The sequence below is a fragment of the Paraliomyxa miuraensis genome, from assembly GCF_026337845.1.
GTDB classification, from domain to species: Bacteria; Myxococcota_A; Polyangia; order Nannocystales; family Nannocystaceae; genus Paraliomyxa; species Paraliomyxa miuraensis.
In genome coordinates, this window is record NZ_JAOVZF010000145.1 from 211,019 (window position 1) to 236,289 (window position 25,271).

General features: G+C 71.2%; 21 protein-coding genes. 12 read left to right on the forward strand and 9 right to left on the reverse strand.

The window, feature by feature from the left end; genetic code table 11:
• Nucleotides 1-77 precede the first annotated feature (77 nt).
• From OEB96_RS12560 to OEB96_RS12570, 3 genes are read left to right on the forward strand one after another with little or no spacing between them, the layout of a single operon-like run.
• Nucleotides 78-1,382: a CHAT domain-containing protein gene (locus tag OEB96_RS12560; protein WP_266215831.1), complete on the forward strand. Its 1,305-nt coding sequence runs from the start codon at nucleotides 78-80 to the stop codon at nucleotides 1,380-1,382.
• A complete protein-coding gene (locus OEB96_RS12565) occupies nucleotides 1,379-2,203 on the forward strand; it encodes a hypothetical protein (protein ID WP_266215832.1) in 825 nt (274 codons plus the stop codon). Before OEB96_RS12560 ends, OEB96_RS12565 begins: the two co-directional genes overlap by 4 nt.
• Complete coding sequence (locus OEB96_RS12570) at nucleotides 2,200-3,861, forward strand: hypothetical protein (protein WP_266215833.1); 1,662 nt, start codon at nucleotides 2,200-2,202, stop codon at nucleotides 3,859-3,861. The genes OEB96_RS12565 and OEB96_RS12570 overlap by 4 nt, the downstream gene beginning before the upstream one ends.
• Nucleotides 3,862-3,870: 9 nt before the next feature.
• On the opposite strand, the gene OEB96_RS12575 is transcribed toward OEB96_RS12570, so the two are convergent.
• The 4 genes from OEB96_RS12575 to OEB96_RS12590 all read right to left on the reverse strand — a co-directional run bounded on the left by OEB96_RS12575 (nucleotide 3,871) and on the right by OEB96_RS12590 (nucleotide 7,008).
• Complete coding sequence (locus OEB96_RS12575) at nucleotides 3,871-4,536, reverse strand: hypothetical protein (RefSeq protein WP_266215834.1); 666 nt, start codon at nucleotides 4,534-4,536, stop codon at nucleotides 3,871-3,873.
• A gap of 93 nt (nucleotides 4,537-4,629) precedes the next feature.
• Nucleotides 4,630-5,382, reverse strand: coding sequence for a 4'-phosphopantetheinyl transferase family protein (locus OEB96_RS12580; protein WP_266215835.1), 753 nt, complete (start codon nucleotides 5,380-5,382; stop codon nucleotides 4,630-4,632).
• Nucleotides 5,379-6,260 carry an aminoglycoside phosphotransferase family protein gene (locus OEB96_RS12585; RefSeq protein ID WP_266215836.1) on the reverse strand — a complete coding sequence of 294 codons (882 nt, stop codon included), beginning with the start codon at nucleotides 6,258-6,260 and terminating at the stop codon, nucleotides 5,379-5,381. Before OEB96_RS12585 ends, OEB96_RS12580 begins: the two co-directional genes overlap by 4 nt.
• A complete protein-coding gene (locus tag OEB96_RS12590; protein WP_266215837.1) occupies nucleotides 6,241-7,008 on the reverse strand; it encodes a DUF1232 domain-containing protein in 768 nt (255 codons plus the stop codon). The genes OEB96_RS12585 and OEB96_RS12590 overlap by 20 nt, the downstream gene beginning before the upstream one ends.
• Before the next feature lie 166 nt (nucleotides 7,009-7,174).
• Here OEB96_RS12590 and OEB96_RS12595 point away from each other — a divergent pair, with 166 nt between their 5' ends.
• Nucleotides 7,175-8,497 (forward strand): Ig-like domain-containing protein, encoded by a 1,323-nt coding sequence (locus tag OEB96_RS12595; RefSeq protein ID WP_266215838.1) that lies wholly within the window; start codon nucleotides 7,175-7,177, stop codon nucleotides 8,495-8,497.
• 15 nt (nucleotides 8,498-8,512) lie between these two features.
• Here the strand turns inward: OEB96_RS12595 and OEB96_RS12600 are convergent, their stop codons facing one another.
• Nucleotides 8,513-8,797: a transcriptional regulator gene (locus OEB96_RS12600; protein ID WP_266215839.1), complete on the reverse strand. Its 285-nt coding sequence runs from the start codon at nucleotides 8,795-8,797 to the stop codon at nucleotides 8,513-8,515.
• A 151-nt stretch (nucleotides 8,798-8,948) separates the two neighbouring features.
• On the opposite strand from OEB96_RS12600, the gene OEB96_RS12605 reads away from it, so the two are divergent.
• The 4 genes from OEB96_RS12605 (at nucleotide 8,949) to OEB96_RS46430 (ending at nucleotide 14,474) form a co-directional block, all read left to right on the forward strand.
• A complete protein-coding gene (locus tag OEB96_RS12605; protein WP_266215840.1) occupies nucleotides 8,949-10,559 on the forward strand; it encodes a hypothetical protein in 1,611 nt (536 codons plus the stop codon).
• Between the two features lie 42 nt (nucleotides 10,560-10,601).
• The gene (locus tag OEB96_RS12610) at nucleotides 10,602-12,206 is read left to right on the forward strand and encodes a vWA domain-containing protein (RefSeq protein WP_266215841.1); all 1,605 of its coding nucleotides are present in this window, start codon (nucleotides 10,602-10,604) and stop codon (nucleotides 12,204-12,206) included.
• Nucleotides 12,207-12,224: 18 nt separating this feature from the next.
• On the forward strand, nucleotides 12,225-13,073 hold the full coding sequence (locus tag OEB96_RS12615) for a glutathione S-transferase family protein (RefSeq protein ID WP_266215842.1): 849 nt from the start codon (nucleotides 12,225-12,227) through the stop codon (nucleotides 13,071-13,073).
• A gap of 63 nt (nucleotides 13,074-13,136) precedes the next feature.
• Nucleotides 13,137-14,474, forward strand: a complete 1,338-nt coding sequence (locus OEB96_RS46430; protein ID WP_323137366.1) for a hypothetical protein — start codon at nucleotides 13,137-13,139, stop codon at nucleotides 14,472-14,474.
• Between the two features lie 39 nt (nucleotides 14,475-14,513).
• Here the strand turns inward: OEB96_RS46430 and OEB96_RS12625 are convergent, their stop codons facing one another.
• Entirely contained in the window at nucleotides 14,514-15,974 is a 1,461-nt protein-coding gene (locus OEB96_RS12625) for an MFS transporter (protein WP_266215843.1), read from the reverse strand.
• 132 nt (nucleotides 15,975-16,106) lie between these two features.
• On the opposite strand from OEB96_RS12625, the gene OEB96_RS12630 reads away from it, so the two are divergent.
• A complete protein-coding gene (locus OEB96_RS12630) occupies nucleotides 16,107-16,700 on the forward strand; it encodes a hypothetical protein (protein ID WP_266215844.1) in 594 nt (197 codons plus the stop codon).
• Here the strand turns inward: OEB96_RS12630 and OEB96_RS12635 are convergent.
• Both OEB96_RS12635 and OEB96_RS12640 read right to left on the reverse strand, forming a co-directional pair.
• Complete coding sequence (locus OEB96_RS12635; protein WP_266215848.1) at nucleotides 16,697-17,932, reverse strand: hypothetical protein; 1,236 nt, start codon at nucleotides 17,930-17,932, stop codon at nucleotides 16,697-16,699. The two genes, OEB96_RS12630 and OEB96_RS12635, sit on opposite strands and share 4 nt — an antisense overlap.
• Before the next feature lie 8 nt (nucleotides 17,933-17,940).
• Nucleotides 17,941-20,640: an energy transducer TonB gene (locus OEB96_RS12640; protein WP_266215850.1), complete on the reverse strand. Its 2,700-nt coding sequence runs from the start codon at nucleotides 20,638-20,640 to the stop codon at nucleotides 17,941-17,943.
• Between the two features lie 270 nt (nucleotides 20,641-20,910).
• Here OEB96_RS12640 and OEB96_RS12645 point away from each other — a divergent pair, with 270 nt between their 5' ends.
• Nucleotides 20,911-22,371: an MbnP family copper-binding protein gene (locus tag OEB96_RS12645; protein WP_266215851.1), complete on the forward strand. Its 1,461-nt coding sequence runs from the start codon at nucleotides 20,911-20,913 to the stop codon at nucleotides 22,369-22,371.
• Entirely contained in the window at nucleotides 22,368-23,483 is a 1,116-nt protein-coding gene (locus OEB96_RS12650) for a methanobactin export MATE transporter MbnM (protein ID WP_266215852.1), read from the forward strand. Before OEB96_RS12645 ends, OEB96_RS12650 begins: the two co-directional genes overlap by 4 nt.
• A 4-nt stretch (nucleotides 23,484-23,487) precedes the next feature.
• Here the strand turns inward: OEB96_RS12650 and OEB96_RS12655 are convergent, their stop codons facing one another.
• The gene (locus OEB96_RS12655) at nucleotides 23,488-24,447 is read right to left on the reverse strand and encodes a hypothetical protein (RefSeq protein WP_266215853.1); all 960 of its coding nucleotides are present in this window, start codon (nucleotides 24,445-24,447) and stop codon (nucleotides 23,488-23,490) included.
• 69 nt (nucleotides 24,448-24,516) lie between these two features.
• On the opposite strand from OEB96_RS12655, the gene OEB96_RS12660 reads away from it, so the two are divergent.
• Nucleotides 24,517-25,053, forward strand: a complete 537-nt coding sequence (locus OEB96_RS12660; RefSeq protein WP_266215854.1) for a hypothetical protein — start codon at nucleotides 24,517-24,519, stop codon at nucleotides 25,051-25,053.
• Nucleotides 25,054-25,271 lie beyond the last annotated feature (218 nt).

Below are 25,271 nucleotides of genomic sequence, written 5' to 3' on the forward strand. Positions count from 1 at the left end.
GTTGCGGAGCCGAGGGCCGCCGTGGATCATCGAATCGAGCCGAGCGCCAACGGTTGGCGGGTGAGAGGACCGAGCCGATGCACCGCGAGCTGCTGTTCATCCCCGATGCCGAGCCGGAGGACGAGGACGCGTTCTCGTTCGAGGAGCGCGACTACGTTCGCATGGAGGGGTCGGAGCGCCGGGGGCCGAGCCGGTTCCCGTGGTCGCAGCGGCAGCTCTCCGATCTGGCGACCATCTTCCACGGCGAGGACGCCGACGGGGCGCGGCAGCGCATGGCCAAGGACCTGGCGCGCCTGCTCGCGGGCCTGCAGTGGGTGCCCGACGAGGACGCGCTGCAGGACGCCGACGCGCTCGGCGAGGAGGTCGTGTTCACGGTGCGCTCGTCGGCGCCCGAGCTCTACACGCTGCCGTGGGAGATCGTGCGGACCGACACCAGCGATACGTTCCTGGCCGACCATCCATCGGTCATGGTGCGGCACTGCGTGCCCGGGCTGGCCACCCGACCCCTTCCGGCTGCGCCCGAGCACCCGGGGGTGCTGTTTGCCTGGTCGGATGCGGGGGGCAGGGTTCCCCACGCCTCGATGCGCGAGAGCATCGAGGCCGCGTGCACGGCCGGAGGGGTCGCCTTCCACGAGCTGCCCCGGGTGCACGCGGGTACGCTGCAAGACGCGCTCGACGAGCGGCCGCTGTCGGTGGTCCATCTATTGTGTCATGGCGCGCCGGGCCGGTCGCCGGGGGAACCCGCGACGCTCTCGTGGGGCGATGGCTCGCACAAGCCCGTGACGGCGGTCGCGCTGGCCAAGCTGTTGCGGCCCCATCGCAATCACGTGCGCATGGTGGTGCTGTCGGCGTGTGGCAGCGGCGACGCCAGCCAGGACGCGCTGTTCCTGGGCAGCATGGCGCAGGAGATCCACAAGAAGGGGATCCCCACCGTGGTGTCGTCTCGCTACCGCCTGAGCATCGCCGGGGCGGGGCGGCTGGCGAAGGCGCTCTACGACAAGCTGCTGCGCGAGGGGTGGTCGCTCGAGCGAGCGGTTCGGCACGCCCGCATGCACCTGCTGCGCGCCGACGAGCTGGGGGAGACCCACGAGGGCGACGCGTATGGCCTACAGATCTACAGCCACGCGCTCGAGGCCTGCGGCCCCGACGGGGGCGGCCAGGACGGCGCGCGTCCGGTGCTGAGCACCTATCCGTTCGGGACGTCGCAGGGCCCGGCCCCGGCGGCCGAGCCCCCGCAGCAGACGGTGACGATCGTGCCCGCCAGCACCCCCGAGGCGCGTCAGGCCCAGCGGGACATGCTCCTGGCCGCGTTGCGGATGCTGTCGGAGGATCCGACGGTCGAGCTCGCGGAGGAAGGATCCCAGGGGAGCGCAGGGCGATGACCGACGACGACGCTCGCCCCATCGTCCTGCGCGTGAGCGTCGACGGAGCGCAGCGGCTGCTGCAGGCCTGGCACGACGGTCGGCTCGAGCAGGCCCTCGGGTTCCCCGTGGAATCGCTGCTCGTGACGCCTGCGTTTGCCCCGCTGCCCCCCGAGGGCGGGCCAGGAGCGGCTTCGCCCCCGTCGTCGCCCACGCCTCCGGTCCCGCCCCCGGCCGCGGATCGTGGTTCGCTCGACAAGAAGAAGCTGGGGCTGGGCCTGCTGCTGCTGCTGCTGGCGATGCTGGGCGGTGCGCTCGTCCTCGTGCGTCCCGACGAGGTGCGGACCGCCGCCTCCCAGACCCGAGCCACGTCGATGTCGAGGGCCGTCGAGCCGCAGGCGGGGATCGAGTCGAAGGCGCTGCCGCCGGAGGAGCCCGAGCCCATGGCGACCGAGCCCGCCGCGCTCGTGGATTCCGACGCTGGTGCCTCGACCGGAGCCCCGCCGGAGCCGAGCACCACGACCGGCGAGACCGGCCACGAGACCGAGTCGACCGCGTCGACCGGCGACCCGACCGAGCCCAGCGTCGCCGCCAAACCCATGAGCGAGCGCAAGGCGCCCCGCAAGGGCAAGCGGCGACGCTCGCGTACCTTCCGGCACTATCGCTGCGAGCCGGCCGCGGGCGGGTTTGCGATCGTGGTGCACGCTCGCGACGATCACGAGGCTCGAGTCAAGGCGTGCGGATCGGAGTCCGACGAGGGGTGCATGGGCTCGATGGGCTGTGAGCTGAAGGCCGAGGTCGTGGAGGAGGTCGAGGACGACGAGCCCGAGGGCGCACCGTGACGGGCGACCTGAGCCTGCTGATGGTGCGGGCCGACGATCACGAGCCGCTGGTCGAGGGCATGACCGAGGACGCGGTCGTGGTGGGCACGGCGAGCGACGAGCAGCCCGGGCACCTGTGGGACGAAGGGCGAGATCCCAACGATCTGGTCCACCAGCGCTGGGGGGTCATCGCGCCGCAGGGCCCTCGGGGCGATCGCCTGCTGGCGATCCTCGAGCCCCTGGTCGCGCTCCGCCGGGCGCAGCAGCACGGCGAGCCGGTCCGCGTGCATCGGGTGCCGCCCCGGATGACCCAGTCCGAGGCCCTGCGCTGGAAGAAGCAAGTGTTCGCACCGGGCACCGACCTCGACCTCGAGGTCCCTCGCTATCAGCTCATCGTCGGCGATCTGCACGAGGTTCCGCTGACGCTCCAGCAAGCGCAGTCCTCCGATGGCTACGTGGGCCGAGTCGCGTTCGACGACGACGAGGATCTCGAGGCCTACGTGGACAAGGTGCTGCGCTGGGAGGCACGGGCGGCCCCCCAGCGCGAGGGGCGGGCGATCTTCTACACCGTGCACGATCGCTCGGGTGCGACCACCGCGGGCTACGAGGGGCTCGTGCGCCCGTGCCTCGAGGCGGCGCGCCAGCGGCTCGAGCGCGGCCAATTCAACGCCGATCGGATCGTCGAGGCAGGGCCATCGCGCGTCGGGGATCCCTCGGACCTGCGGGTGGAGGCCAATGCGGATCGACCGGGGGTGCTCTTGAGCCTCAGCCACGGCGAGGGCCCTCCTCGAGCGGGCTGGCCGAGCGCCGATCACCAGCGCCGCTGCCAGGGGGCCATGAGCTTTGGTCGTCGCGGGCAGCTGCGCGGGGAGGACGTGGCCACCGGGAGCTTCTTGCCCGGCGGGGTGTGGCTGATGATGGCGTGCTTTGGCGCCGGCAGCCCGCAGACCAGCGCCTACCTCCCCTGGCTCGAGGCGTTGAAGGCACGGGGGCGCTTTGGCGGGGAGCCGGCGGCCGTGCTCGATGCGCTCCCGGCCGAGCGTCCCTTCGTGGCCTGGCTGCCGCAGCGAGTGTTGGCCAATCCCGATGGACCGCTCGGGTTCGTGGGCCACGTGGATCTGGCATGGACCTATGCCTTCCGCGAGCTCGACGACGGCGCTCCCCGCGAGCGCCCGGGCAAGATGATGGCGGTGCTGCGCAGCCTGCTCGAGCGCAATCGCTTCGGGCTCGCGCTGCGAGAGCTCCACCGCTACTTCGATCGGACCAACGCCGAGCTCACCGCGCTCGAGCGCGACGCCAAGAGCGGGCGCATCCCGGCCGACGACGCGTGGGTGGCCCGACGCAGTCACCTGTGGATGCTGAGGGAGGATCTGTCGGCCTACGTGCTGCTGGGCGATCCCGCGGCGCGCCTTCCCCTGCACCACGGCGCGGCGCCGGTCCGCGCCGCCGAGCCGCCGCGGCGCCCGGCGATCGCCGGGCTGCCGCGAGCGTCCGGGCGGCAGCGACTGCCGCTGCCCATCGACGAGCTCGAGCAGGCCATCGGTGCCGTGCTGCTGGGGGACGACGGCTTGCGCACGATTGCCGAGCGCCATGGCCTGCCGCGCGAGGTGCTGCGCGAGCTCTACGAGCGCTACAGCGCAGGCGGACGGGCGGCGCTGGGCGTGGACGACGACGACTGACGCGGTGGCTCACTCGATGACGAGGAACTCCACGTCGTCGATGAAGAAGCCGCTGCCGATGTTGTTGCTCTCGTCGATGTCGCAGCCGAAGCGGAAGCGAAAGCGCACCTGGTCGCGCGGCTCGGTGTCACCGAGCTCGACGTAGTCGTCGTGCCACTGGCGATCGTTGCCCGACAGCACTCCCTCGCCCAGCGAGAGCTGGGAGCCGAGCACCACCTGATCGAGGGTGTGGGTGAAGCCTCCGTGGGGCTCGAGGCTGGTCCACTCGCCCCCTTCGACCTGGGCCTCGACGACCAGGCCATCGGTGGCCGTGGAGTCCGACAGCGGCTGGATGTCGCTGTAGTAGGAGAAGCGCAGGAAGCTCGTCGAGCCGGCGTCGAACTCCGGGGTGAGCAGCGAGGCGTTGGAGAGCCGCGGGTAGGTGGTGCCGTCCCCGAAGTGCCAGGCCGTGTCGCCGTTGTTGGCCATCGAGGTGGTGGTCGACCACTCTCCGGGGGCGGAGCTGTTGGGTCCCGGGTGCAGCCCTTGCTCGGTGGGGCGAGACTCCTCGACGCCGTCGAACCACATGGCCACGGAGAAGTTGGGGTTCGGCTCCGAGCAGCCGGCCGACGGCATCGCGGCCAGCAGGGCCAGGGGCAGGGTGGACCGCACGGTGATCGCGAGCGCGACGCGCATCGCCCGAGAGTCTATCAGCGGCCCCGGCCTCGGTCGACGACGCGCGCACCAGGATCACCCCGCTCATCCCATCCCCGCTCATTCCATCCCCGCTCATCCCATCCCCGCTGATTGGGGCGGAGGGTCGAGGTCGTCGAGCGACAGCCACTGCAGGGGCCCGGGGGGGCGCGCGGGTTCGCCCTCGGGCTGCAGCACCACCATGGCCGCGAGATATCCCAGCGGGGCGGGCAGGTCCCACAGCCAGGGGCGCCGACCCGGTACGGGCGGTCGCAGGACCACCCCATCGGGCGGCGCCTCGGTCTGCAGGGGGACGTCGATGGTGCCGAGCCTGCGGGTGAGGCCCGTACCCAGTGCCTTGAGCATCGCTTCCTTGCGCACCCACAGCCGGAAGAACGCAGCCGAGTGCTGGGGTTCGCACAGGGTGGCGAACGCGGCGCGCTCGAGCTCCGAGGTCACCGTCTTCACCATGCCGGGGCTCACTCGCTCGGGGGCGAGCGCCTCGATGTCCACGCCCACGGGGCCGTCGTGGCTCACGGCGACCAGCGCCCAGTCGCCCGCGTGGCTGAGGTTGATCTCGAACGCCGAGTCCACGAGGGCGGGCTTGCCGTGGGGTCCCTTGGTCCAGCGCTGCTGGGACGGAGGGCCCGCGCCGTGCCGCGACGCGATCACGCGCAAGGCGGCGTGGGCGACCGCAAAGCGGGTCTCGAGCCAGGGAAACACGAACCGGGCGCAGCGCTGGCGATCGTCCTCGGACAAGAGCCGCAAGAGCCGTGCCTCGCGCTCGGGCGGCGCCCATAGATGCACGAGCCATGCGCCGGGGGCCGTGGTCGAGGCCACGGCGGTCATGGGAGGGGCTCCGCTGAGGCGAGCGCACGAGCGAGCACCGCACGACCGTGCCGGGAGAAGTGGGCGTGGTGGTGGCGGTCGCCCCAGGTGGCGGTGGCCAGGCCGTGCAGCAGCGCGAGCTGGCGCAGTTGCTGGCGCTCGATCGACGCGGGCTTGCGGCCATAGCCGCGCCAGAATGCATCGGCCAGCGCGGGGTCGTGCACCCAGGGCTCGTCCCACAGCTTGATCACGTCCATCAGCCAGGCATCGGGGCGTGCCTGGCCGAAGTCGATCACCGACAGGTGCGGCCCGCTGGGATCCACGATCCAGTTGTAGGGCCCGAAGTCGCGATGGCACCACCTGCGGTCGGCATGTTCGAAGCAGCGCGAGTCGAACGCGGCCTGCACCGCGCGCAGCAACGGAGCATCCAGGCCCGTCCGAGCACGCTCGATCCATGCGCGTAGACGCCGGTCCATGGCGTCGGGGAGCGGCAGGTCGTCCTCGCCGTCGAGCGGGACCGCGTCGAGGCGTCGACGAAAGCGACCGGCCTGCTCGTGGAGGGCGATCCTCTGCTCGGCCGTCCACGCGTGGGTGCTGGCCTGGACCCCCGGTCGGGCCTCGAGCAGCAACGCGAGCCCCTCGGCGTCGTGGGCCAGCACGGCGGGCACGGGAGCGGCCGGGGGCTCGGCCAGCCGCTGCAGGAGCGCTCGCTCGCGCCGCCACTTGTCGGGCACTCGATGCACCTTGAGGTAGGCCGTCCGATGGTCGGCCAGGGTGGCCCGCCACACGCGGGCCTCGCCGTGCTCGGTGCCGACGGGCTCGAACCGGATCGGATCGCCGAGCCGCTCGCGGACGAATCGGCGCCAGCGCTCGTGCTCGTTAGCGTCGCTCGAGAGCATCTCCAAGGAGCGCGACCCCCATCTCGTGATCGAGGCGGTAGCGCACGCCTCCCCCGGGCAGCTCCTCGAGCACGCCGTCGGGCAGGCGAAACCAGCTACCCTGCGAGAGGCCCCATCCCGTGCCGGCGGGCGGCTGCGATTGCAGCGGGACCAGCGGCTCTTCGAGGAGCCTGCGGATCGAGTCATGGACCAGGGCCGGGGGCAGCAACCCGAGCATCTGCACCATGGTGGACGAGGACCTCACCGAGCGCTCGAGCTCGGGGGCGATCGCCCGCGGGATGCACAGGCCATGGAAGTCGATGACGAGGCGCTCGCGCGCGACCGCGGTCGCGTCCATGCCATAGAGCGGCGGTACCGTGACGGCCATGGCGCGCAGCACGATCGAGTCGTCGACGAAGCCATAGCCGGCGGGCATGTCGTCGGGGAGCAGATCACCGGGATCGACCAGGTAGGCCAGCGCCGCCACCTGCATCAGCTGCAGGGCGGGCGGATCGGTGGGCACGTCGAGCGTGGCCGCGATCGTCTCGACCATCCCCGGAAGCTCGCGCACGAGCTCGAGCTGCTTGCGAGCGATCCTCGGGGCCATCGCTCGCGCCGCCGAGCCCGTCGCGCCGCCGGGAAGGCCTTCGAAGGCCTCGGGTCGCCGTGCGAGCAACACCGAGGCGAAGCGCTCGACGTCTTCGTCTTCTCGTAGCTCGCCGATCCGTTCGCAGACCCGAGAGAGCATGTCCAAGAGCGGTGCCGCCATCGTCCTCCTCCCGTCCGCCGCGCACGGCCGGACGTTCGTCCCGAGCATGCCACGACGAGCGGCAACTCACGGCTCGTCCAGGCCAAGCCGTGGGGGCAGGGCCTATCATGCTCCATGAACGATGGCCGGGACGGTCCCGGCTGGTTCCCGCTTGGAGCGTGCCCCGATGACCGTCCCGCTCGATCCCAGTGAACGCCGTTTGCTCGCGAGCCGTTGGCGGCGCGTGGCCCCAGGGCGGGCGCGGGGCCTCGTGGGCCTCGTGCTGGCCCCCCTCGTGGTCGGTGCGAGCGCGAGCGCATGGGCAGCCGAGCCGGTCCTGGCGCACGCACGGCCCGAGACCTGGGACATGACGCGGCAAGAGCTGCAGGCGATCGGGCTGGGGCAGTCGCGGGGCGATCCCCGACCGGTGCCGCCCGAGTACCCCCGGCGCAACCTCGGGGCCGATGACGATGGCTCGCACGGCCCCGGCGATCCCGATCCATGGGTCATCTTCGTCAACTTCGACGGCGAGACGCTGACCTCGGGGATGGACAGCGCGCAGCAGAACATCACGCAGATCTTCGAGCTCGCCGGACCCTTCGAGGCCTACGGAGGCGACGCCACGCAGCGCGACGCCGTGCTGCAGGCGGTGATGGCCGACTGGGCCGCCTACAACATGGTGGTGGTGGACCAGCGCCCGGCCGAGGGCGAGTACGTGATGAACATGACGGGCCCCACCAATCCCTTCGGGGGAGGAGTGCTGGGCATCGCGCCGGTGGACTGCTCCAACCTGCAGACCCACAGCAACGTCACGTTCGCGTTCCACAGCGCCAATGATGGGTTCTCGGCGGCGATCCAGGCGACCACCATCGGCCAGGAGGTCGCGCACTCGTTCGGGCTCGAGCACGTCGACGAGCCCAACGACATCATGAACCCGTACAACGCGGGCGGGGATCCGACCTTCATCGATGAGTGCATTCCCATCGTGGGCGGCTCGGTGTGCCCCCAGCAGCACCTGCAGCACTGTCCAGACGGCACGGGGCAGAACGCCCACCAGGAATTGCTCACGCTGTTCGGCCCCGCCATCGTGGACACCGATCCGCCCGTGGTGCTCATCACCGCCCCGCTCGACGGCCAGGAGTTCGAGGCGGGCAGCGACTTCTCCGTGGTGGTGAACGTGACCGACGACAGCCCCATCACGCAGGTCGAGCTGCTGCACGACGGCGTGCCGGTGATGCTCGACACCATGGAGCCGTGGGGCTTTGCGATCACCAACGTGCCCGCCGGCACCCACGTGCTCCAGGCCTCGGCCGTCGACGAGAACGGCAACGAGGGGGTGAGCGCGCAGGTGACCCTCGAGGTGATCGAGATCGGTGGCACCGAGGGCGAGACCGACGGTGCAGGGCAGGACGAGGACGGCAAGGGCTGCGGGTGCCGACATGGCGGCGCGGGCGGGCCGTGGCCATGGATGCTCGTGCTCCTCGGTCCGGCGCTGCGACGCCGCCGGTGAGCAAGACTGGGCGGCCTACCCCGGCCGCACCGAGAACCGCGGCGGCTTGATCCTCTCGCTGCGGCACCTCGGGCAGCGGCTGGGCTTGGTCATGCGCTTGCGGCCCTCGAACGCGAGCTCGCACGCGATGCACGAGGCGGGCTCCACCTCGAGCACGAGGCCCTGGTGCGGCAGCGAGCGCGCGAGGTGCTCGAGGTGGCCGGCCACCTCCCCCTGGGGAATGCCCACGGCCTGAGAGATCTGCAGCGTCGTGTGGGGTCGCAGCTCCAGGAGCTCCCGGATCTGGTCGCGCACGGTCATCGACCATCGAGGGTATCGGCTCCTGGTGCATGGGGTCGAGGGCGCGCGTCGATGGCGTTTTCGTGGCGATTTGGCAGGCTCGTGCGGCTCGTCGTGATCGAAGGGCCGGTGGTGGGCACTACCCGCTCGTCCCTGGATTGGCACGACGATCATGGCTTCCAATACGCTCCATCCCTCACGTGCGCTGCTGCACCCGGCCTGGCTCGGCAGCCTGGCCGTGCTCGCGCTCAACGACCACGTCCTCAAGGGGGCGGGCCTGCTGCCCCCCGTGATCACGGGCAAGCTCAGCGACTTTGCGGGCTTGATCGTGGCACCCGTGCTGCTGGCGGTGCTCTTGCGCGTGCGTGGCTTTGGGCCGTGGGTGGCCTGCCACGTGGCGGTGGGCGCGGTGTTCTGCGCCATTCAGCTCTCGGCCACGTGCGCCGCGGGCCTTGCCGCGCTGACGAAGATGGTGGGCGTTCCGTGGGTGATCACGCGCGATGCCACCGACCTCTTGGCCCTGCCCGTGCTCGCGCTGAGCCTGTGGGGATTGCTGCCGGCGATGCGGCGCTCGGCGGCCCGCAACGCGCGGCGCAGCGCCGAGGCCGGACTGGCCTCGGTGGGCCTGCTCTGCTGCGTGGCCACGTCCTACGAGGAGGACGACTGCTGCTGGGACGACGAAGACTGGGGCACCGAGACCGATGGCGAGGGCATCGGGGACGACGTCCTTCCGCTGCCCTCGCTGCAGGCCGACGTGGTCCTGTCCAACGCCACCGCCCAGGGTCGCGTGGTGCGGATCCGACCGCTGCGCGCCGGGGTCTCGCTCGACTGCGCCACGGTGGCCGAGGCGCCCGGGAGCCTGCTGCGCTCGGAGCTGTTCGACGCCGCGCAGAGCTGGACCCTGCCCGCCAACACCAACGTCGAGGTCCTCGATCACACGGCCGGGCAGGCGCCCTGCTACGCCGCATGGGTCGAGGCCGATGCGCTGCCGCCCCATGTGATCCTGTGGTTCGATGGGCAGCCGCCCATCACCACGGTCCCGGGCGAGGGGCAGACCGGAAGCGCGGGCGAGCTCGCCCTCGTCGACCGGGGCCCCGATGGCCTGGGTCTGCAGGCGGCCGCTGGCCTCGCGTTCCCCGTGGATCCCATCGATCCGTTGGAGGCGGGCGAGTGTGCCTGGCAGCCCGATGCCGGACGCCTGGGGTGGAGCACGCCGGTGCCGTGGGGGCCGTCGCGCATCGAAGCGGTCGAGGTGGGCCTCGATGGCTGCCTGGCCCTCGAGCTGTCGCAGGACGGCCTGGCTCCCCGCACCTTCTATCTGTGCGTGCCGCAGACCAGCTTCCCGTTCGCGGCGGGGGACGAGATCGAGGTGCGCCTGCCCCAGGGAACCGAGCCCGAGCTGAATGCGCTCGAGATCGTGGCGAGGGACGAGCAGGGCGAGGCGCTCGCCATGCCGTCGCTGCTGGCCTCGGCCGGCTCGGGCCTGCCCACGGTGGCGGACGTCGAGCTGCAAGCGGTGCCGCTCTACGGCTGCGACCCGACGTCCGAGCCCCGCTGCGGTGCGGTGGAGCGACCGATGAAGCTGCTGGTCAGCGGTCCCGATCTCGACGCGGTGGAGCTGCACGCCGGTGATGCGCCGGCTCGCCAGGGCGGTGACGGCCGCGGCGTGGAGGTGACCCTGCTCCACGCTCAGGAGCGCTTCGTACTCGACCCCGCATGCAGCCTCGGGGCGGACGACCTCGGCCCCGACCTCGAGGTGGTGATCGCCCAGTGGCCCCGCTAGCTCGCCATCCTTGCCGACTTGCACACGAAACGAGACATGACCATGAACGCCACGATCTCTCGAACGCTGAGCCGCACGCTCGCCGCCACCGCGGCCGCGCTGTGCCTGTCGACGCTGCCCGCCTGCTCCGGGGACGACGGAAGCGGCGGGCCCGATGGGGGCCCCCCGCCCGGCGAGGGCGATGACGGATCCGATCCGGGGAGCGGGCAGACGCCGCTGGCTCCGGGCGTGGGGCAGGGCGGAGCCCAGGACTTCGGCCAGTTCCGCGCCATCCTCGAGGCGGGGGGGATCCCCGGTCCGCAGACCCTCGACGACGTGGGCTTCTTCAACGAGCACAAGATCGAGCTCCCGGCCGCCGACTGCGGGGACGACGTGTGCCTGCACGCCGAGCTGGGGGTGGCGGGCAACATGCTCAGCGGGTCCAACTGCACGCTGGTGCTGCTCGGCATGAACACGCCGATCGACCCTTCGAGGATCGAGCGACCGCCGCTGCACCTCACGGTGGCCGTGGACACCAGCGGCTCGATGGATGGTGCGCCCATCGAGCACGTGCGCGAGGGCCTGCTGCGCATGGCCGAGGGCCTGCGCGCCGAGGACCGCGTGAGCCTGGTGGGCTTTGGCGACGTGGCCAGCGTGCTCGCCGACGACCTGCCCGGCGACTCGGCGCAGCTCCAGGTGGCGATCGCATCGCTCGGAGCCAGCGGCTCCACCAACCTCTACGACGGCCTGCGCACGGCCTACGAGGTGTCCTTCGATCGGGCCGATCTCGCCGAGCAGAACCGGGTGCTGCTGCTGTCGGACGGGCAGGCGACCACGGGCCTGCTGGGCGACGACCGGCTGGTCGAGCTCGCGACCGACTACGCGATCGAGGGGATCGGTCTGTCCACCGTGGGCATGGGGCTCGAGTTCGATCCGACCCTCATGCGCAGCCTCGCCGAGCGCGGAGGCGGGGCGTTCTACTTCCTCGAGGATCACGCCGCGGTCGAGGAGGTGTTCGAGGAAGAGGCCGCGGCGCTCTTGCTGCCGCTGGCCAGCGAGGTCGAGATCGACGTGGACGTGGCCTCCGGCTACCGCCTGCGGGCCGTGTACGGCACCAAGCTCGCGACCGTGGGGGCAGGCGCCGCGCACCTGTCGATCCCCAGCCTGCACCTGGCGCACCGCGAGTCGGTCGGAGACACCGAAGGCGGGCGTCGCGGGGGCGGGGGCGCGATCGTGGTCGAGCTCTTGGCCGAGCCGGGAGCGGTGCCCGACGACGAGCGCGTGGGGACGCTGACCCTGCGCTACCGCGTGCCGGGGACCGACGAGGACGTGGTCCAAGAGGAGCGGATCCTCTCGTCGCTCGCCCCGGGGCAGACCCCGGCCGAGGGCCTGTTCGACGACGCCGGCGTCGAGAAGGCGTTCGTCACCCTGAACCTCTACATGGGATTCGCCATGGCGGCCGAGCGGGCCGAGGTGGGCGACGATGCCTCGGCTCTGAACCTCCTGCAGATCCTCCACAGAAGCGTCTCGCAGTGGCTGGAGACCCACCCCGATGCCGACATCGAGGACGACCTTCGCTACGTGTTGATGTTCATCGACAACCTCATGGCGCGGGGCGCCGCGGTGCCTCCGGGCACGCCCACGCCCGAGCCCTGGCCGCAGGACTGAGGCCCAGGCGAGGTTCGCGTGCAATCGAGGACGACCGGGGGCATGCTCCAGGCGTCCTCGATGCAACTGGTCACCATCGCCTTCAGCCACTACAACGAGAAGGCCCGCTGGGGCCTCGACCGCTTCGGCGTCGTCTACCGCGAGCGCGCTTGCCTGCCGCTGCTGCACTTCCCGGTGGTGATGTGGACCACCCGGTTCCGTGGAGGGCGATCCGATCGCGTGTCCACGCGCTGGTCCACCCCGGTGCTCATCACCGACGAGGGCGAGCGTCTGTGCGACTCGTCGGCGATCGTGCGCTACGCCGACGATCGCCATGGCGACGAGGCCAGCACCCTCTATCCCCGGGAGCACCGCGCGGAGATCGAGGCGCTCGAGCAGCGGCTGCACGATCGCATGGGGGCCCACTCCCGTCGCGTGGCCTACTTCCACCTCTTGCCGGAGCGCGCGCTGATAGCCGCGCTGGCTCGCAACAACGTGGGATCGTTCCAGGCCGCGGTGTTCGTGAGGGGGCTTCCCCTGTGGTCTCGGGTGCTGCGACGGGCCCTGGGCATCGATCGCGCCCGGGCCGAGGCTTCCGCGGCCAAGCTTCGGCAAGAGGTTGCGCAGCTGGACGAGCGGATCGGCGATCGGCTGGGCGAGGGGGGCTACCTCGTGGGCGATCGCTTCTCCGCCGCCGATCTGACCCTCGCGTGCATGCTGGCGCCCGCGCTGCTGCCGAGCCAAGACGAGGGCTACTCGGCGTACCTGGGGCGGGTGGACGAGCTGCCGCCCGCGGCCCGGGCCTTGGTCGAGGAGATGCGGCAGACGCGGATCGGCCAGCATGCGCTGCGGATGTTCGCCGAGGAGCGACGGCGGTCGCCCCCCTGAGCCCGACCCGCGCGGGCAGGGGATGGCCCCGCGCCGAGCGATGGGTGTATCGTGCGAGCGAACATGGCGGTTCGCTGGGCCACGACAGTGGGGTGGAGCGTGGGGGGTTGGCTGCTGGCCACCCTCGTTTCGAGTGAAGCCGAGGGTCGGGGCTTGGCGCCCGAGCCGGTGCCGGACTCGGTCGCGCCCGAGGAACCGGGCGAGCCGAGCGAGCCCGAGGTACCCGTAGCACCCGGTGATCCGGGCCAGCCCGTGACACCGGAGTCGGGCGAGCCGACCGAGCCGGGCGAACCGACCGAGCCAGGCGAGCCGGGCGAACCGACCGAGCCGGGCGAGCCGACCGAGCCCGAACCGACCGAGCCCGAGCCGACCGAGCCCGAGCCCGAGCCCGAGCCCGAGCCCGAGCAGCCGGAGACCGTCGGGGTCCAAGGGGTCGAGGCCATCGGCGAGGCCGAGCCCGAGGTCGAGCGCCCCCGTCGCAAGCGGCCGATGCATCGGCTCATCTACAGCAACCTCAGCGCGGTGCGCTACAACCCGCTCGGGCTGGTCAACGAGTTCACCGCGGGCTACCGCTACCAGCTCATCAAGAAGAACTCCACGCTGTTCAAGGAGAGCTTCGTCGCCGCGCAGCTGCACACCTATCTCACGCCCGCGTACGGGCGCATCGGGCCCAAGATCGACATCCAGCCGCTGGCGATCCTCAACCTCTCGGCCACCTACGACTACACCGGCTACTTCGGCTCGTTCGGCCTGTTCCAGTCGTTCGACAGCCCGACCGCCGACTGGTCCGACACCGAGCTCGACCGCCGTGACGACCTCGGCCATCCCACGCTCGACAACTACGCCACCACCGGGCACTTCGTGACCCTCTCGGCGCTGCTCCAGGCCAAGGTGGGGCGGATCGCGGTGCGCGACAACCTCAAGTTCTACTGGGCCGACTACGACCTGCGGGCCGGCGACACCGTCTCGTACGACCAGACCCTCGACATCACCATCCCCAACAAGGGCTGGGCGATGACCAACGATCTCGACGGGCTCTACCTGTTCGACTTCGGCTTGACCCTGGGCCTGCGCTACACCCTGACCCAGGCGTTCTATCGCCCCGAGCACTTCCAGCCCGCCGAGCCCATCAGCGGCCCCAATGGACCCACGCATCGCCTGGGTCCGGCCATGCTCTACACGTTCTTCGATCGCCCCGACAAGCGCTTCAACAAGCCCACGCTCATCGTGCTGTCGCAGTGGTGGGTTCAGCACCGCTTCCGCACCGGTCAGGACGTGAGCGTGGGAGTGCCCTACTTCGTGGTGGGCTTCCGCTTCGAGGGCGACCTGTGGCCCGACCCGGCGTCGTGGCACGCGAAGACCGAGCCCAAGCGCAAGCGGCGGGGCAAGCGAGGCGAGTGAGCGACGGCCGCGGGCTCCCGTGATCGAGTCGACTCGACGCTACGCGGGTGGCTCGTCGCGATCGTGCGGGCTGGTCTGGGCCCGGGCCTCGTCTCCGGCGTCGAGCCGTCGGACCACCCGGCCGTAGATCACCAGCGACACGGCCGACACCAGCGCGACCCCCACGAACACCATCCACAGGTAGTGCGCATGGGCGTAGGCCTCCGGCATGGGCCCCTCGCCCGCCAGCGCCCGCAGGCGCTGGGCCTGGTCGGCCGCGGAGAGGGTGGTGGGCTCGGGGCAGTAGCGCTCGAGCAAGAACCCCGAGGTGACGAAGCCCAGCAGCGAGGCCAGGAACGAGTGCAGGTGCGAGAACCCGAGGTAGAGGCCCTCTTCGCCGGCGGGCGCCTGGCGCGAGAAGTACTCGAGGAAGCGCGGTGAGATGAAGCCCTCGGCCAGGCCCTGGATCCCGATGCCCACCACCATCATGAAGGCCACCGGGTGCATGCCGAGGATCTCGCCGCCATCCACCAGGTTGCCGGCCGCCATGCAGAACGCCGAGACCGGCATGATGAACATGCCCACCGTCATCGAGGTCAGGGCCGTGCGGCGGCGCATGAGCGCGGTGATGCCCCCCACCGTCAGCACCACGACGGCCGGGTTGACGTTGGCGTACCACGAGGGCGAGGCGCCCTCGCCGGCCATGCGCAGCACGTACTTGGGCATGCTGGCATAGAGCTGGTGCTGCACCATCCAGAACCCGGTGATGATGAGGATGAGCACCAGCAGGCGAGTGCGGCCGAGCACGGCGCGCAGCGCCTGCCACAGCTGCCCGATCGACTTGCCCTCGCCGTCGCCGTGCGTGCTGCGAAACGCCACCAGCACCAGCACGAACGCGATCGCGGTCATCGAGGCGGCGAACAGGTTGAGCACGACGAGCCCCTCGTTGCCCATGCTCTCGCGCAGCGGCTTGACCACCGTCTTGCCCCCGAACGCCCCGATGTTCACCATCGCGTAGAAGATCGAGTAGCCGCGGGCGCGGGTGGAGGCGGTGGTCTCGCGGGCGATGGTCCCCGTGATCACCGACTTGATGAACGAGCCGCCCACCATCACCAGCAGCATCACGGGGATGAACAGCCACTTGTGGCCGCTGCGCTCCAGGCCGTGGAACGCGACCTCGCGGCCGTAGCTCACCAGGCCCGCGCTCTGCAGCAGCGTGGGCAGCAGCCACATGCCCCCGTAGCCCAGGGTGAGCAGGCCGAACGCCAGCAGCAGCGCGCGCCGAAAGCCCATGCGGTCGGCGTAGGCCCCCGAGAACGTGGGCAGGAAGTAGAGCCCCGCCGAGAACACCCCCGAGACGGTGGCCGCCTCCACGTCGGAGTAGGCCAGGATCCGGCTGAGGTAGAGCGTGATGGCGACGAACACGCCGTACCAGGCCGCGCGCTCGCACAGCTCGACCGAGTTGGCGACCCAAAAGGTCCGACTGAAGCCGCGGGACTCGGTCTCTCCACCGTCTGCCATGGCGCGCACGCACCATAGCCCACGCAGCAACGTTGCGACACTCCCTTACCCCGTGGTCTGCCCGTGGTCTACGTGGACCCGTACCCTCTTGGGCCGTGATGCCACGCCCGGCCCGCGCTACCATTGCCAGCGATGGCGACCTCGGGCGGCAAGGACGACGCGACGATCTGGAAGCGGTGCAGCACCTGCCGGGGGCCGATCGACCTTGGCGACACCTACTACGTGTGCAGCGTCTCCACCTGCAATCGCGCGCGCACCATCTATCGCTTCTGCACGGTGGAGTGCTGGGAGGAGCACCTGCCGCTCATGCGCCACCGCGAGGCGTGGGCGGTGGAGGAGACCGCACCCACCAGGGCGGAGTGGGAGGAGCCTTCGGGCACGGGGCCCGATGGTCCGACCTCGGAGATCTCCAAGGTCGATCTGACGGCAACCACCACTGCACCGGCGGTGGTGCCCGCCAGTCCCGACGCACCGCGTCGGCGGATCCGGGTGGGCTCGGCCCCTCGCCCTGCGGCCCCGCCCGAGCCGCCGGGCGACGTGCTGGTGGTCGTCTCCCGCTTCAAGTCGTACGTCAAGGAGCGCTTCGGCATGAACACGTCCGACGGGGTCTTCGACGTGCTCAGCGACCACCTGCGGGTGGTGGCTCGGCGCGCGGCGGAGAACGCCCGGGCCGACGGGCGCAAGACGGTGATGGATCGCGACCTCGAGTTCCTGCGCAAGCGCTAGGGCGTGACCATCACGTGGAACCAAAACCAGCTCACGCCCTGCCGGTCGTCGCGCTGCACGAAGTAGAGCGTGGCGCGACCGTCGGGCGGTAGGTCGCTCTCGATGTCGTCCTGCTCGCCGGGGATCATCTGCCAGGTGTTGTAGCTGACGGGATCGTCGCTGTCGTTGCTGAGCAGGGTGCCCCAGGTACGGTACCAGTCGCCGCGGTAGTTCTCCTGCCGCTCCTCGTACATCCCATCCTCGGCCGAGATGAGGTAGGTCTGCAGATCGTCCTCGGGAGAGGTGGTCTCGATGACCAGGGTCTGCCCGGCCCTCGCCATCAGCGTGTCGCCGGCCGCGACCTCGGTGCCCTGCTCCTCGAGCACTCGCAGCAGATCGTCGCGCCCGACCGGCTCGTCGCTCACCACCACGCGAAAGCCGGTGACCTGGGTGTTGCGGTCGGCCTCGGGGATCTGGTCGTCCGGGGGCAGCGAGCCGAGCTGGTCGATCGGCAGGCCGGCGTCGGCGGCCAGGCGCAGGATCTCGGCGTCGGGACCGATCGAGGCCCGCTGCACGGCAACCAGGCACTCGAAGGGCACGGGCTGCTCGCCCAGCAGTGCCTCGGCGCAGCGCTCGGTGCTCACCCCGTCGGTGCGATGGCCGATCATCGTCAGCTCGAGGTCGCCGCCGAGGAAGAAGTTGAAGTCGAGCGGCACCTGCATGCTGGGCTCGGCCGGGGTGCTCGCGCCCACGCCCACGGGGATGCGGCACGGCGCGGGCATGGCCGGCAGCTCCGTGCCGAGGCTGGGGTCGAGCGCGGAGAAGTCGACCGGGGGGCAGTCCTCGATCTCGTCGAGGGCCAGCGGGAGCTGCCCCGAGAGGCAGGCGAACAGGCCCTGGATCGGCTGCATGGGGCACGCCAGCCAGATCGGCTCGAGCTCGGCCTCGATGCGCTCGGGGGTCAGCGGGCCCTGGTCGTCCACGATGAACGGGATCGCGCGAATGCTCTCGACGGGCAGCGCCTCGCTCCGCGGGGGCCGGTCGGGATCGGGGACGAAGTCGATCGCCTCGACCCGCATTGCCAGCGGCCGCACGCTCGCGATGCGCTCCGAAATCGGCAAGTCGATCGCGCAGGCCGAGCCCACGCCCACGAGCGAGAGGGCGACGATGCACGAACGACGCGATGCCCCCACCAGCCCCCCCTTGGGGGGCACCTGGCGGTGTGCTTGCCTACCGGAGGATGCGGGGGGCATGACTAGTCCTAGAACTCGAGCTTGAGCCCCAGCGAGGGGATGATGGGCAGGCCGGCCACCGGGCGGCGGTCGGAGTAGTCGAAGCTGTAGATCAGGAACTCGGTGTTCTGGCGGTTGTAGACGTTCTGCACGTCGAGGTAGAGCGTAAGGCTGGCCCGCTTCCAGGTCCACTGCTTGTCCACGCGCAGGTCGAGCTGGTGGAACGCGGGCATGCGGTCGGAGTTGGTGACCCCGTTCAGCGGGACGTAGAAGCCGCCGGCGCCGTCGTAGACCGCGCCCACGACCGGGGTCATGGGGTTGCCCGAGACCAGCCGAAAGCGGGCGCCCGCCTGCCAGCCCTTGGGCAGCTTGACCACGCCGATGAGGGTGAGGATGTGGGTCTGGTCGAAGCCGAACAGCTCCCAGTCGTCCTCGGGGGTGGCTCGACGCTCGCTGCGCGACAGCGTGTAGGCCAGCCACCCGAAGAAGCGCCCGGTCAGCTGCTTGCGCAGCAGCACCTCGAGGCCGTAGGTGCGGCCCTGCTGGGTGTTGGCGAACACCTCGGGGCCGATGCTGCCGTCCTCGCGTCGCACCAGCTCGGACGAGCCCGTGCTCTGGTCCCAGATGTAGTTGAAGAACGCGGTGCCATCGAGGTTGATGCCGTACTCGAACTGCTGCGAGACCCCCACGCTGTTCTGCAGCCCGCGCTGGACCCCCAGCCGCGGGTTGCCGAACTCGCTGCTGTACTCGACCGCCTGGGGCGACTGGGTGTAGATGCCGGTGCCGCCCTTGAGCAGGGTGCGATCGGCCAGCTGCCACGCGAAGTTCATGCGCGGGTCGACGAAGCTCGTGGGATCGGGCCGGGTGTAGTAGCCCATGCGCACCCCCGGGAAGAGGGTGAAGGTGTCGGTCACGCCCAGGGTGGCGGTGGAGTAGACGGCGGGGACCGCCGCCGCGGACTTCACCGTGGTGGTGAGGCTGCCCGAGCTGCTGCCGCCACCCCCGGTGGGGATGGGCGGGGCCTCCACGTCCACCTGGAACCACGTGCCGACGTACTCGGTGCCCACGCGAAGGCCGCTGCGCCGACCGAGCGTGCGCTCGACCTCGGAGCGCAGCGAGACGTTGTGGGTGCGCAGGTCGAAGTCGAAGAACTGCCCGATCCCGAACTGGATGTACTCGAGCCGATAGGAGGGCGTGACCAGGAAGCGCCACGGCCCGCTCTTCTTTTCGTAGGCCAGATCGAAGCGGTGGAAGAACTGAGCGGTCTCGAACGCGTCGCGCTCGTCGGGCTCGACCTCGTTGGGGTTGGCCGCGACCACCTTGGTGCGATCGTCGGAGCCGAAGATCCGCGCGGTGAAGGTGCCGCCGGCCAGCGGGTAGTCGAACAGGGTCTGGTAGTCGTAGTAGCGGGGGGCGATGGTGAGGTCGAGGCCCGCGTCGTCGGGGATGAAGGCGGGCAGCAGCACGTCGATGTACGAGCGGCGGCCCGACAGCGCAAACGAGCCCTTGCCCACCGGTCCCTCCACGAGCACGCCGGTGTCGAACACGTCGCTGTCGATGTAGCCGTGGTAGCCGTCGCGTCGGCCCGCGCGGGGCGTGACGTCGATGATGCCGCCGATCGCGTCGCCGTAGCGGCTGTCGAAGTTGCCGGGGACGAAGTCGATCTTGTCGAGGATGTCGCCGTTGAACACCGAGGTGAGCCCACCAAAGTGGAACAGGGTGGGGATCTCGTGGTGCCCGAGGTATACGGCCGAGTCGTTGGGGCCCGTGCCGCGGATGGCGAGCAGGCCGATGCCGAACGGGGCGCGGGCGACCCCCGGGAAGTTCTGGATCGACTTGAGCGCATCGCCCTGGGTTCCGGGCAGCACGCGGATCTCGTCGGCGGTGATCGTGCGACGGGCGACCTCCTCGCGACCCGCCCCCTCGGTGACCACCACCGTGCGATAGGGGTTGGTCTCGAGCCGCGGGGCGAAGTACTTGACGGTGATGGCCTCGTTGGCGGGGAGCCCCTCGACGAACTCGATGCGCTCGTAGCCCTGGGCCAGCACGATCACGCGGATCTTGCCGCCGCCCGGGATCCCACGCAGCTCGAAGTTGCCCTCCGGGTCGGTCGTCGCGCTGGCCTGCCAGGCCGGGATCCCGGGGGGGTCGTAGCGGGTCTTGCGGACCTGGCCGAAGTCCTCGTCGGCGGCGGCCGGGATCGCCACCACGCGGGCGCCGGGGATCGGCGTGCGCTGGCCCGCCTCGAGCACGGTGCCCGCGATGCGAACGGGGCCGGCCTGCTCGTCCGCGTCGCCCCCTTCGGTCGTGGCCGCGTCGGGATCGACCTCGGCGGCGGCTCCCGAGTCGGGCTCGGGCTCGGTTTCGGCTGCGGGCTCGGTCGCGGGTTCGGCTTCGGGCTCGGGGGGCGGCGGCGGAGCGATCGGAATCGTCAGCCGCTGCACCACCTCCACGGGCTGGCCATCGAGGGTGGCGGGGGTGTAGCGCAGGCGGCCGACCGCCTCGAGCGCGAGCTGGTCGAGGGTGGGGTGCAGGGGCTGGACGACCGTGAGGTCCTTGGGGACGCCGTCGGTCCCGATCGTCAGCTCGATGATCACGTCACCCGCGGGAGGGTCGGGCCGTCCGGCGAGGTCGGCCGGATAGTCGAGGCTCGTCGTGTTCTCCAGGAGCGGAGGGCGAAGCTCACCGGTGGGCGCGGCCGAAGCCCCTTCGGGAGGTGCCGCGAGCACGAGCGCGCTGGGTAGGGCAAGCCAGGACGCAAGCGCCCACGCCATCACCCCGCAACGAGACGTTCTGGTTGCGCTCCCCACGTCCTCGGCGGCGGACTGTAGCAGCCCCAACGGTGTTCCGGCACCCCTTCCCGCCATTCGATGCGCCCGACGGCTCCTGTGGCCGCTTGGCTCTCGGTCGCTCGGGCCGAGCACCGGCGCCTCGGCATGCTGCGACAGTTCGTCCCATGGCCACGTCCCCTGGGCTCTTCCATCCTGGGGGGCGGACCCATGCCACGCTCGCTCTCCCGCTACTCCTGCACCGCGATCCTCGCCTTCACCCTCGCCCCCGCGGGCTGCTCGCACGAGCCGGAGCCCGGTGGATCCGGTGATGCTCGCACGTTCGAGATCCCCGTGGCCCCCTACTTCGGCTCGGACGTCGTCACCTGCGGAGCGTCGTACGCGGGGGCGGGCACCACCGGGGCGAGCTTCGAACTCAAGGACTTCCTCGTGTTCCTCCACGGCGTCGAGCTGGTGCGAGAGGGAGGCGAGCGCGTGCCCCTCGAGCTGGTCGACGATCAGCAGTGGCAAGGCCAGGGCGTGGTGCTGCTCGACTTCAACGACGCCACGGGGGCCTGCCTGGGCGATGCGGAGACCAACGCGCGCATCGTGGGCACCGCGCCGGATCACGGGGACTACGTGGGGATCGCGTTTCGCGTGGGCCTGCCGCCCGCGCAGAACCACCTCGATGCGGTCACCGCTCCCGCCCCGCTGAACAAGCCGAGCACGTGGTGGAGCTGGCAGGGCGGCTACAAGTTCCTGCAGCTCACCCTCGCCACCGCGGTGCACGAGTCGTACTTCGTGCACGTGGGCGCCACCGCGTGCGAGGGGTCGGTCGAGGACGGGTTCTCGTGCGCGGGCGATCACGAGATCCTCGTCGACGTCGACGACTTCGTGCCCGGTCGCGACGGCCTGCGCATCAACGTGGCCGCGCTGCTGGCCGAGGTCGACCTCGATGCGCCCGTCGACTTCGCCAGCGGCGACTTCATCGCGGGCTGCATGTCGTTCGACCCCGACCCCGAGTGCGATCCGATCTTCACCAAGCTGGGCCGGCGCTTCATGAGCGAGGAGGCGGCGCCCGAGCAGATCGCCTTCGAGGTCGACGTGGACGCGGCCCCCGACCTGGTCTCGCCGAGCGAGTCGGACCAGGTGCCGCAGCCCGGCAGCGACGCCTTCGATCGCGATCCCCGGCTCGACGTCTCCGTGGTGAGCGAGGCCGGCGTGGCGCGCTCCCACCCCATGGGAGACGCGCTGCCGATCGGCAGCCGCACCCACCGGCGAGGGCCCGGCAACCAGTGCATGAGCTGCCACCAGCCCAAGGGGCCGGGGGCGGGCCTGTTCGACGTGGCGGGCACGGTGTGGGAGGCCGACGGCGAGACCCCGCTCACCGATGCCACGGTCAAGCTGCTGCCGATCGCGGCGGGGCCGTGCCAGGAGGGAGACGAGCGCGCGCAGTGCCAGGATCAGCCCGTGGGGACCTACCGCGAGGAAGACGTGGTGGCCACGCTCGTCACCGATCCGTACGGCAACTTCTACAGCACCGAGCTGCCGCCCGAGGCGGCGCCGCCGTTCTGGCCCGTGGTCGAGCGCGGCAGCGACGAGGTGATCCGCACGTTCATGGGGCACCCGGCAGCGAGCGGCTCGTGCAACATGTGCCACGGTGTGAACCGAGTCCGGCTCGAGGCGCCGTGAGCCGCTGGGCCCTCGCGGCGCTGCCGCTCGTCGTTGCCTGCCACGGCGGCGAGGCGGAGCCCTATGCATGGCGGCTGCCGCCCCACTTCCCCGAGCCGTGGGTCCCCGACGACGCGCCCATGAGCGAGGCGAAGGTCGAGCTGGGTCGCCATCTCTTCTACGAGGAGCGTCTCTCCGTCAGCGGCACGATCTCGTGCGGCACCTGCCACGTGCAGGCGCTGGCCTTCACCGACGGCCGAGCCACCTCGATCGGCGCCGATGGCCATGCCGGCACGCGCAGCTCCATGACGCTGGCCAACGTGGCCCACCAGCCCACGCTGACGTGGGGCAACCCGGTGCTCGACACCCTGGAGGCGCAGGCCCTGGTGCCCCTGTTCCTCGACGTGCCGCTCGAGCTGGGGGCGCAGTACGTGATCGTCGACGTGCTGGAAGAGATGGCCGCCGACGAGTACCGGGCCCGCTTCGTCGACGCCTTTCCCGACCAGGACGATCCCTTCACGGTGGGCAACGTGGCGGCCGCGCTCGCGGCGTTCCAGCGCACGCTGAGCTCGGGAGACTCGCCCTACGATCGCCACCTTCGCGGCGAGCCGGGCGGGCTGAGCCCGGCCGCCGAGCGCGGGCTGGCGCTGTTCGAGTCGTCGCGGCTCCGCTGCGCAGGCTGCCACGGGGGACTGCTGCTCGCGTCCGACATGCGCAGCGCCGACGACCCCGAGGCCACGGCTCGGTTCGAGAACACCGGGCTCTACGATCTGGGCGCGGGGGGTGGCTACCCGCCGCCCAACGTGGGCCTGTTCGAGTTCACGGGCGAGTCCACCGACATGGGTCGGCATCGGATCCCCTCGCTTCGCAACATTGCCGTCACCGCGCCCTACATGCACGACGGGAGCATCGCCGACCTCGACGGGGTGCTCGATCACTATGCGGCGGGTGGCCGCACGCTGAGCGATGGTCCATGGGCGGGCGTGGGCGCCGACAATCCCAACAAGAGCCCGCTGGTCGCGGGCTTCGAGCTCACGGCCGCGGAGCGGGCCGACCTCGTCGCATTCCTCGAGGCGCTCACCGACGAGGCCTTCCTGGTCGATCCCCGCTTCTCCGATCCGACGGCAGGGTAGGGGATCAGTCGAGCGCGGCCAGGCGCTGTCGCGCGCGCAGCAGCGCCTGGTCGTGCTGCTGCAGCTCCGCGGCGCGATCGGTGAGCGCCGCGCGGGCTGTCTCGCTGCGCTCGCGCTCGCGCCGGGCATGGGCCCGGGTGCGCAGCGCCTCGCGCTCGGCCGCGTCGGCCTGCTGACGTGCCGCCTCGGCTCGGGCCACGGCCGCTTCGTGGAGCCGCGCATGATGCTGGGCGGACAGCTCGGCCTCGTCGGCATCCCTGGTGGTCTGGTCGAAGGCCGCGGCGGCGTGCTCCATCTTCAGCCGGGCCTCCTCGTGCGCGCGCGCAGCCGAGACCACCGCCGCTTCGGCCTCGCTTCGCGCCCGGTCCTCGATTGCGCTCGGCTCGGGCGAGGGGGCCGTCGCGGGGATGGGAGCTCGGGACGCGGCCAGCCGGGCCAGCAGCTCGAAGCCCGGGGGGTCGAGATCCGCGGTGAGCCGTCCGATCCGAGGTCCGTCGTCCGATGCCGCATGGGCGGCGAGGGCTTCGAGCGTGGTGTTGATCTTGCGGAGCGTGCCGGTCGCTGGCACGTGCCCCGCCTGCTGCAGCACCGCGACGGCGGCCTCCTCGAGGGCCTGCAGCGCGCGTCGCCGCGACTGGGTGATCGACGCCTGCGCGCCCGGGCCCGCGCCCGTGCGCAGCGCCTGAAGCTGGCGCCGCCCGGCATCGAGCAGCGCCTCGACCTCCGGTCGCGCCGTCCACCACAGCTGGTTGACCACCCACGCCGACACGCCGGGCTTGGGCAGCCCTCGCAGGGCGGCCGCGGCCTCCTTCTCGCCGGCCGCGGCCAGGCGCTTGGCCGCCGCGTTGCGCTCGGCCACGAAACGCTCGCGCGGCCCTCGAAACAGCGCATCGAGCAGCGCCTCGTGCTCGGGGCCACCGTCGGGCATGGCGATGGCGGCGTCGTCGTTGGCCGACGTCACCATCCGATCCTATGCTCTGGACCGACGAGCCCCGCAAGCGCGCAGTGCGCGGCACGTTGGTCCCCGACCGCCATGAATCGTCTGCTCCAAGCGCTGGGTCTGCTCGCCACCGTCGTCCTCGTGGGCTATGCGGTGGTGCTGTCGCTGTCCAATCCCGATGCCGACGAGGTGGTCGAGGACGTCATCGCCGACGCCCAGGCCGACGAGGGCCACCGCGAGGAGCTCGAGCGCAACCGCGAGATCTTGCGTCGCACCGCGCGAGGGCTGGCGATGACCCCGGGGGCGCAGGTCGAGCACGTCGAGCAGGCCTCGCGCGCCGAGCCCGTACCCTCGGCACCCTATGGCTCGGGCCAGATCGACGAGGCCACGGCCCGCGAGGGCTTCGACTACGCCATGGATCGGGTCGATGGGATCATCGAGAGCCGCCGTCGGCTCGAGCAGGACGAGTGGCAGCAGCTCTATCGCGAGACCAACGACGCCTTCGCCGCGCTGTCGATGATGCTCGACGCCACCAACGAGGCCCAGGCGGCCGAGCTCGAGACGGCGCACGGGCGGCTCAAGAAGGGGCTGGGCAAGGTTCGCGTTCGGGGGCGCAAGCTTCCGAACTAGTCCCTCATCCCGGAGCTTTGCTCCGGGGGAGGGACTAGGCGCTACGTCTTTCTGGAGGGGCTTCGCAGCCCCTCCCCCGGGCCGGCAAAGCCGTCCCGGGGCCCCCTCCCCGGCGGTCGGGCGGAGCCCTCCTGGTTGAGGTGGTTCATGGGGTTGGGGGGGTGGGGGACGGGGGTTGGGGGACGGTTGGGGGATCGTGGGGAATGTAAGGCTGGGGG

What these genes read in the sequence shown, in the direction of transcription:
- OEB96_RS12560 (WP_266215831.1), top strand. Translation starts at nt 78, where the DNA reads ATGCACCGCGAGCTGCTGTTCATCCCCGATGCCGAGCCGGAGGACGAG.
- OEB96_RS12565 (WP_266215832.1), top strand. Translation starts at nt 1,379, where the DNA reads ATGACCGACGACGACGCTCGCCCCATCGTCCTGCGCGTGAGCGTCGAC.
- OEB96_RS12575 (WP_266215834.1), bottom strand. Translation starts at nt 4,536, where the DNA reads ATGCGCGTCGCGCTCGCGATCACCGTGCGGTCCACCCTGCCCCTGGCC.
- OEB96_RS12580 (WP_266215835.1), bottom strand. Translation starts at nt 5,382, where the DNA reads ATGACCGCCGTGGCCTCGACCACGGCCCCCGGCGCATGGCTCGTGCAT.
- OEB96_RS12585 (WP_266215836.1), bottom strand. Translation starts at nt 6,260, where the DNA reads ATGCTCTCGAGCGACGCTAACGAGCACGAGCGCTGGCGCCGATTCGTC.
- OEB96_RS12590 (WP_266215837.1), bottom strand. Translation starts at nt 7,008, where the DNA reads ATGGCGGCACCGCTCTTGGACATGCTCTCTCGGGTCTGCGAACGGATC.
- OEB96_RS12595 (WP_266215838.1), top strand. Translation starts at nt 7,175, where the DNA reads ATGACCGTCCCGCTCGATCCCAGTGAACGCCGTTTGCTCGCGAGCCGT.
- OEB96_RS12600 (WP_266215839.1), bottom strand. Translation starts at nt 8,797, where the DNA reads ATGACCGTGCGCGACCAGATCCGGGAGCTCCTGGAGCTGCGACCCCAC.
- OEB96_RS12605 (WP_266215840.1), top strand. Translation starts at nt 8,949, where the DNA reads ATGGCTTCCAATACGCTCCATCCCTCACGTGCGCTGCTGCACCCGGCC.
- OEB96_RS12610 (WP_266215841.1), top strand. Translation starts at nt 10,602, where the DNA reads ATGAACGCCACGATCTCTCGAACGCTGAGCCGCACGCTCGCCGCCACC.
- OEB96_RS46430 (WP_323137366.1), top strand. Translation starts at nt 13,137, where the DNA reads ATGGCGGTTCGCTGGGCCACGACAGTGGGGTGGAGCGTGGGGGGTTGG.
- OEB96_RS12625 (WP_266215843.1), bottom strand. Translation starts at nt 15,974, where the DNA reads ATGGCAGACGGTGGAGAGACCGAGTCCCGCGGCTTCAGTCGGACCTTT.
- OEB96_RS12630 (WP_266215844.1), top strand. Translation starts at nt 16,107, where the DNA reads ATGGCGACCTCGGGCGGCAAGGACGACGCGACGATCTGGAAGCGGTGC.
- OEB96_RS12635 (WP_266215848.1), bottom strand. Translation starts at nt 17,932, where the DNA reads ATGCCCCCCGCATCCTCCGGTAGGCAAGCACACCGCCAGGTGCCCCCC.
- OEB96_RS12645 (WP_266215851.1), top strand. Translation starts at nt 20,911, where the DNA reads ATGCCACGCTCGCTCTCCCGCTACTCCTGCACCGCGATCCTCGCCTTC.
- OEB96_RS12655 (WP_266215853.1), bottom strand. Translation starts at nt 24,447, where the DNA reads ATGGTGACGTCGGCCAACGACGACGCCGCCATCGCCATGCCCGACGGT.
- OEB96_RS12660 (WP_266215854.1), top strand. Translation starts at nt 24,517, where the DNA reads ATGAATCGTCTGCTCCAAGCGCTGGGTCTGCTCGCCACCGTCGTCCTC.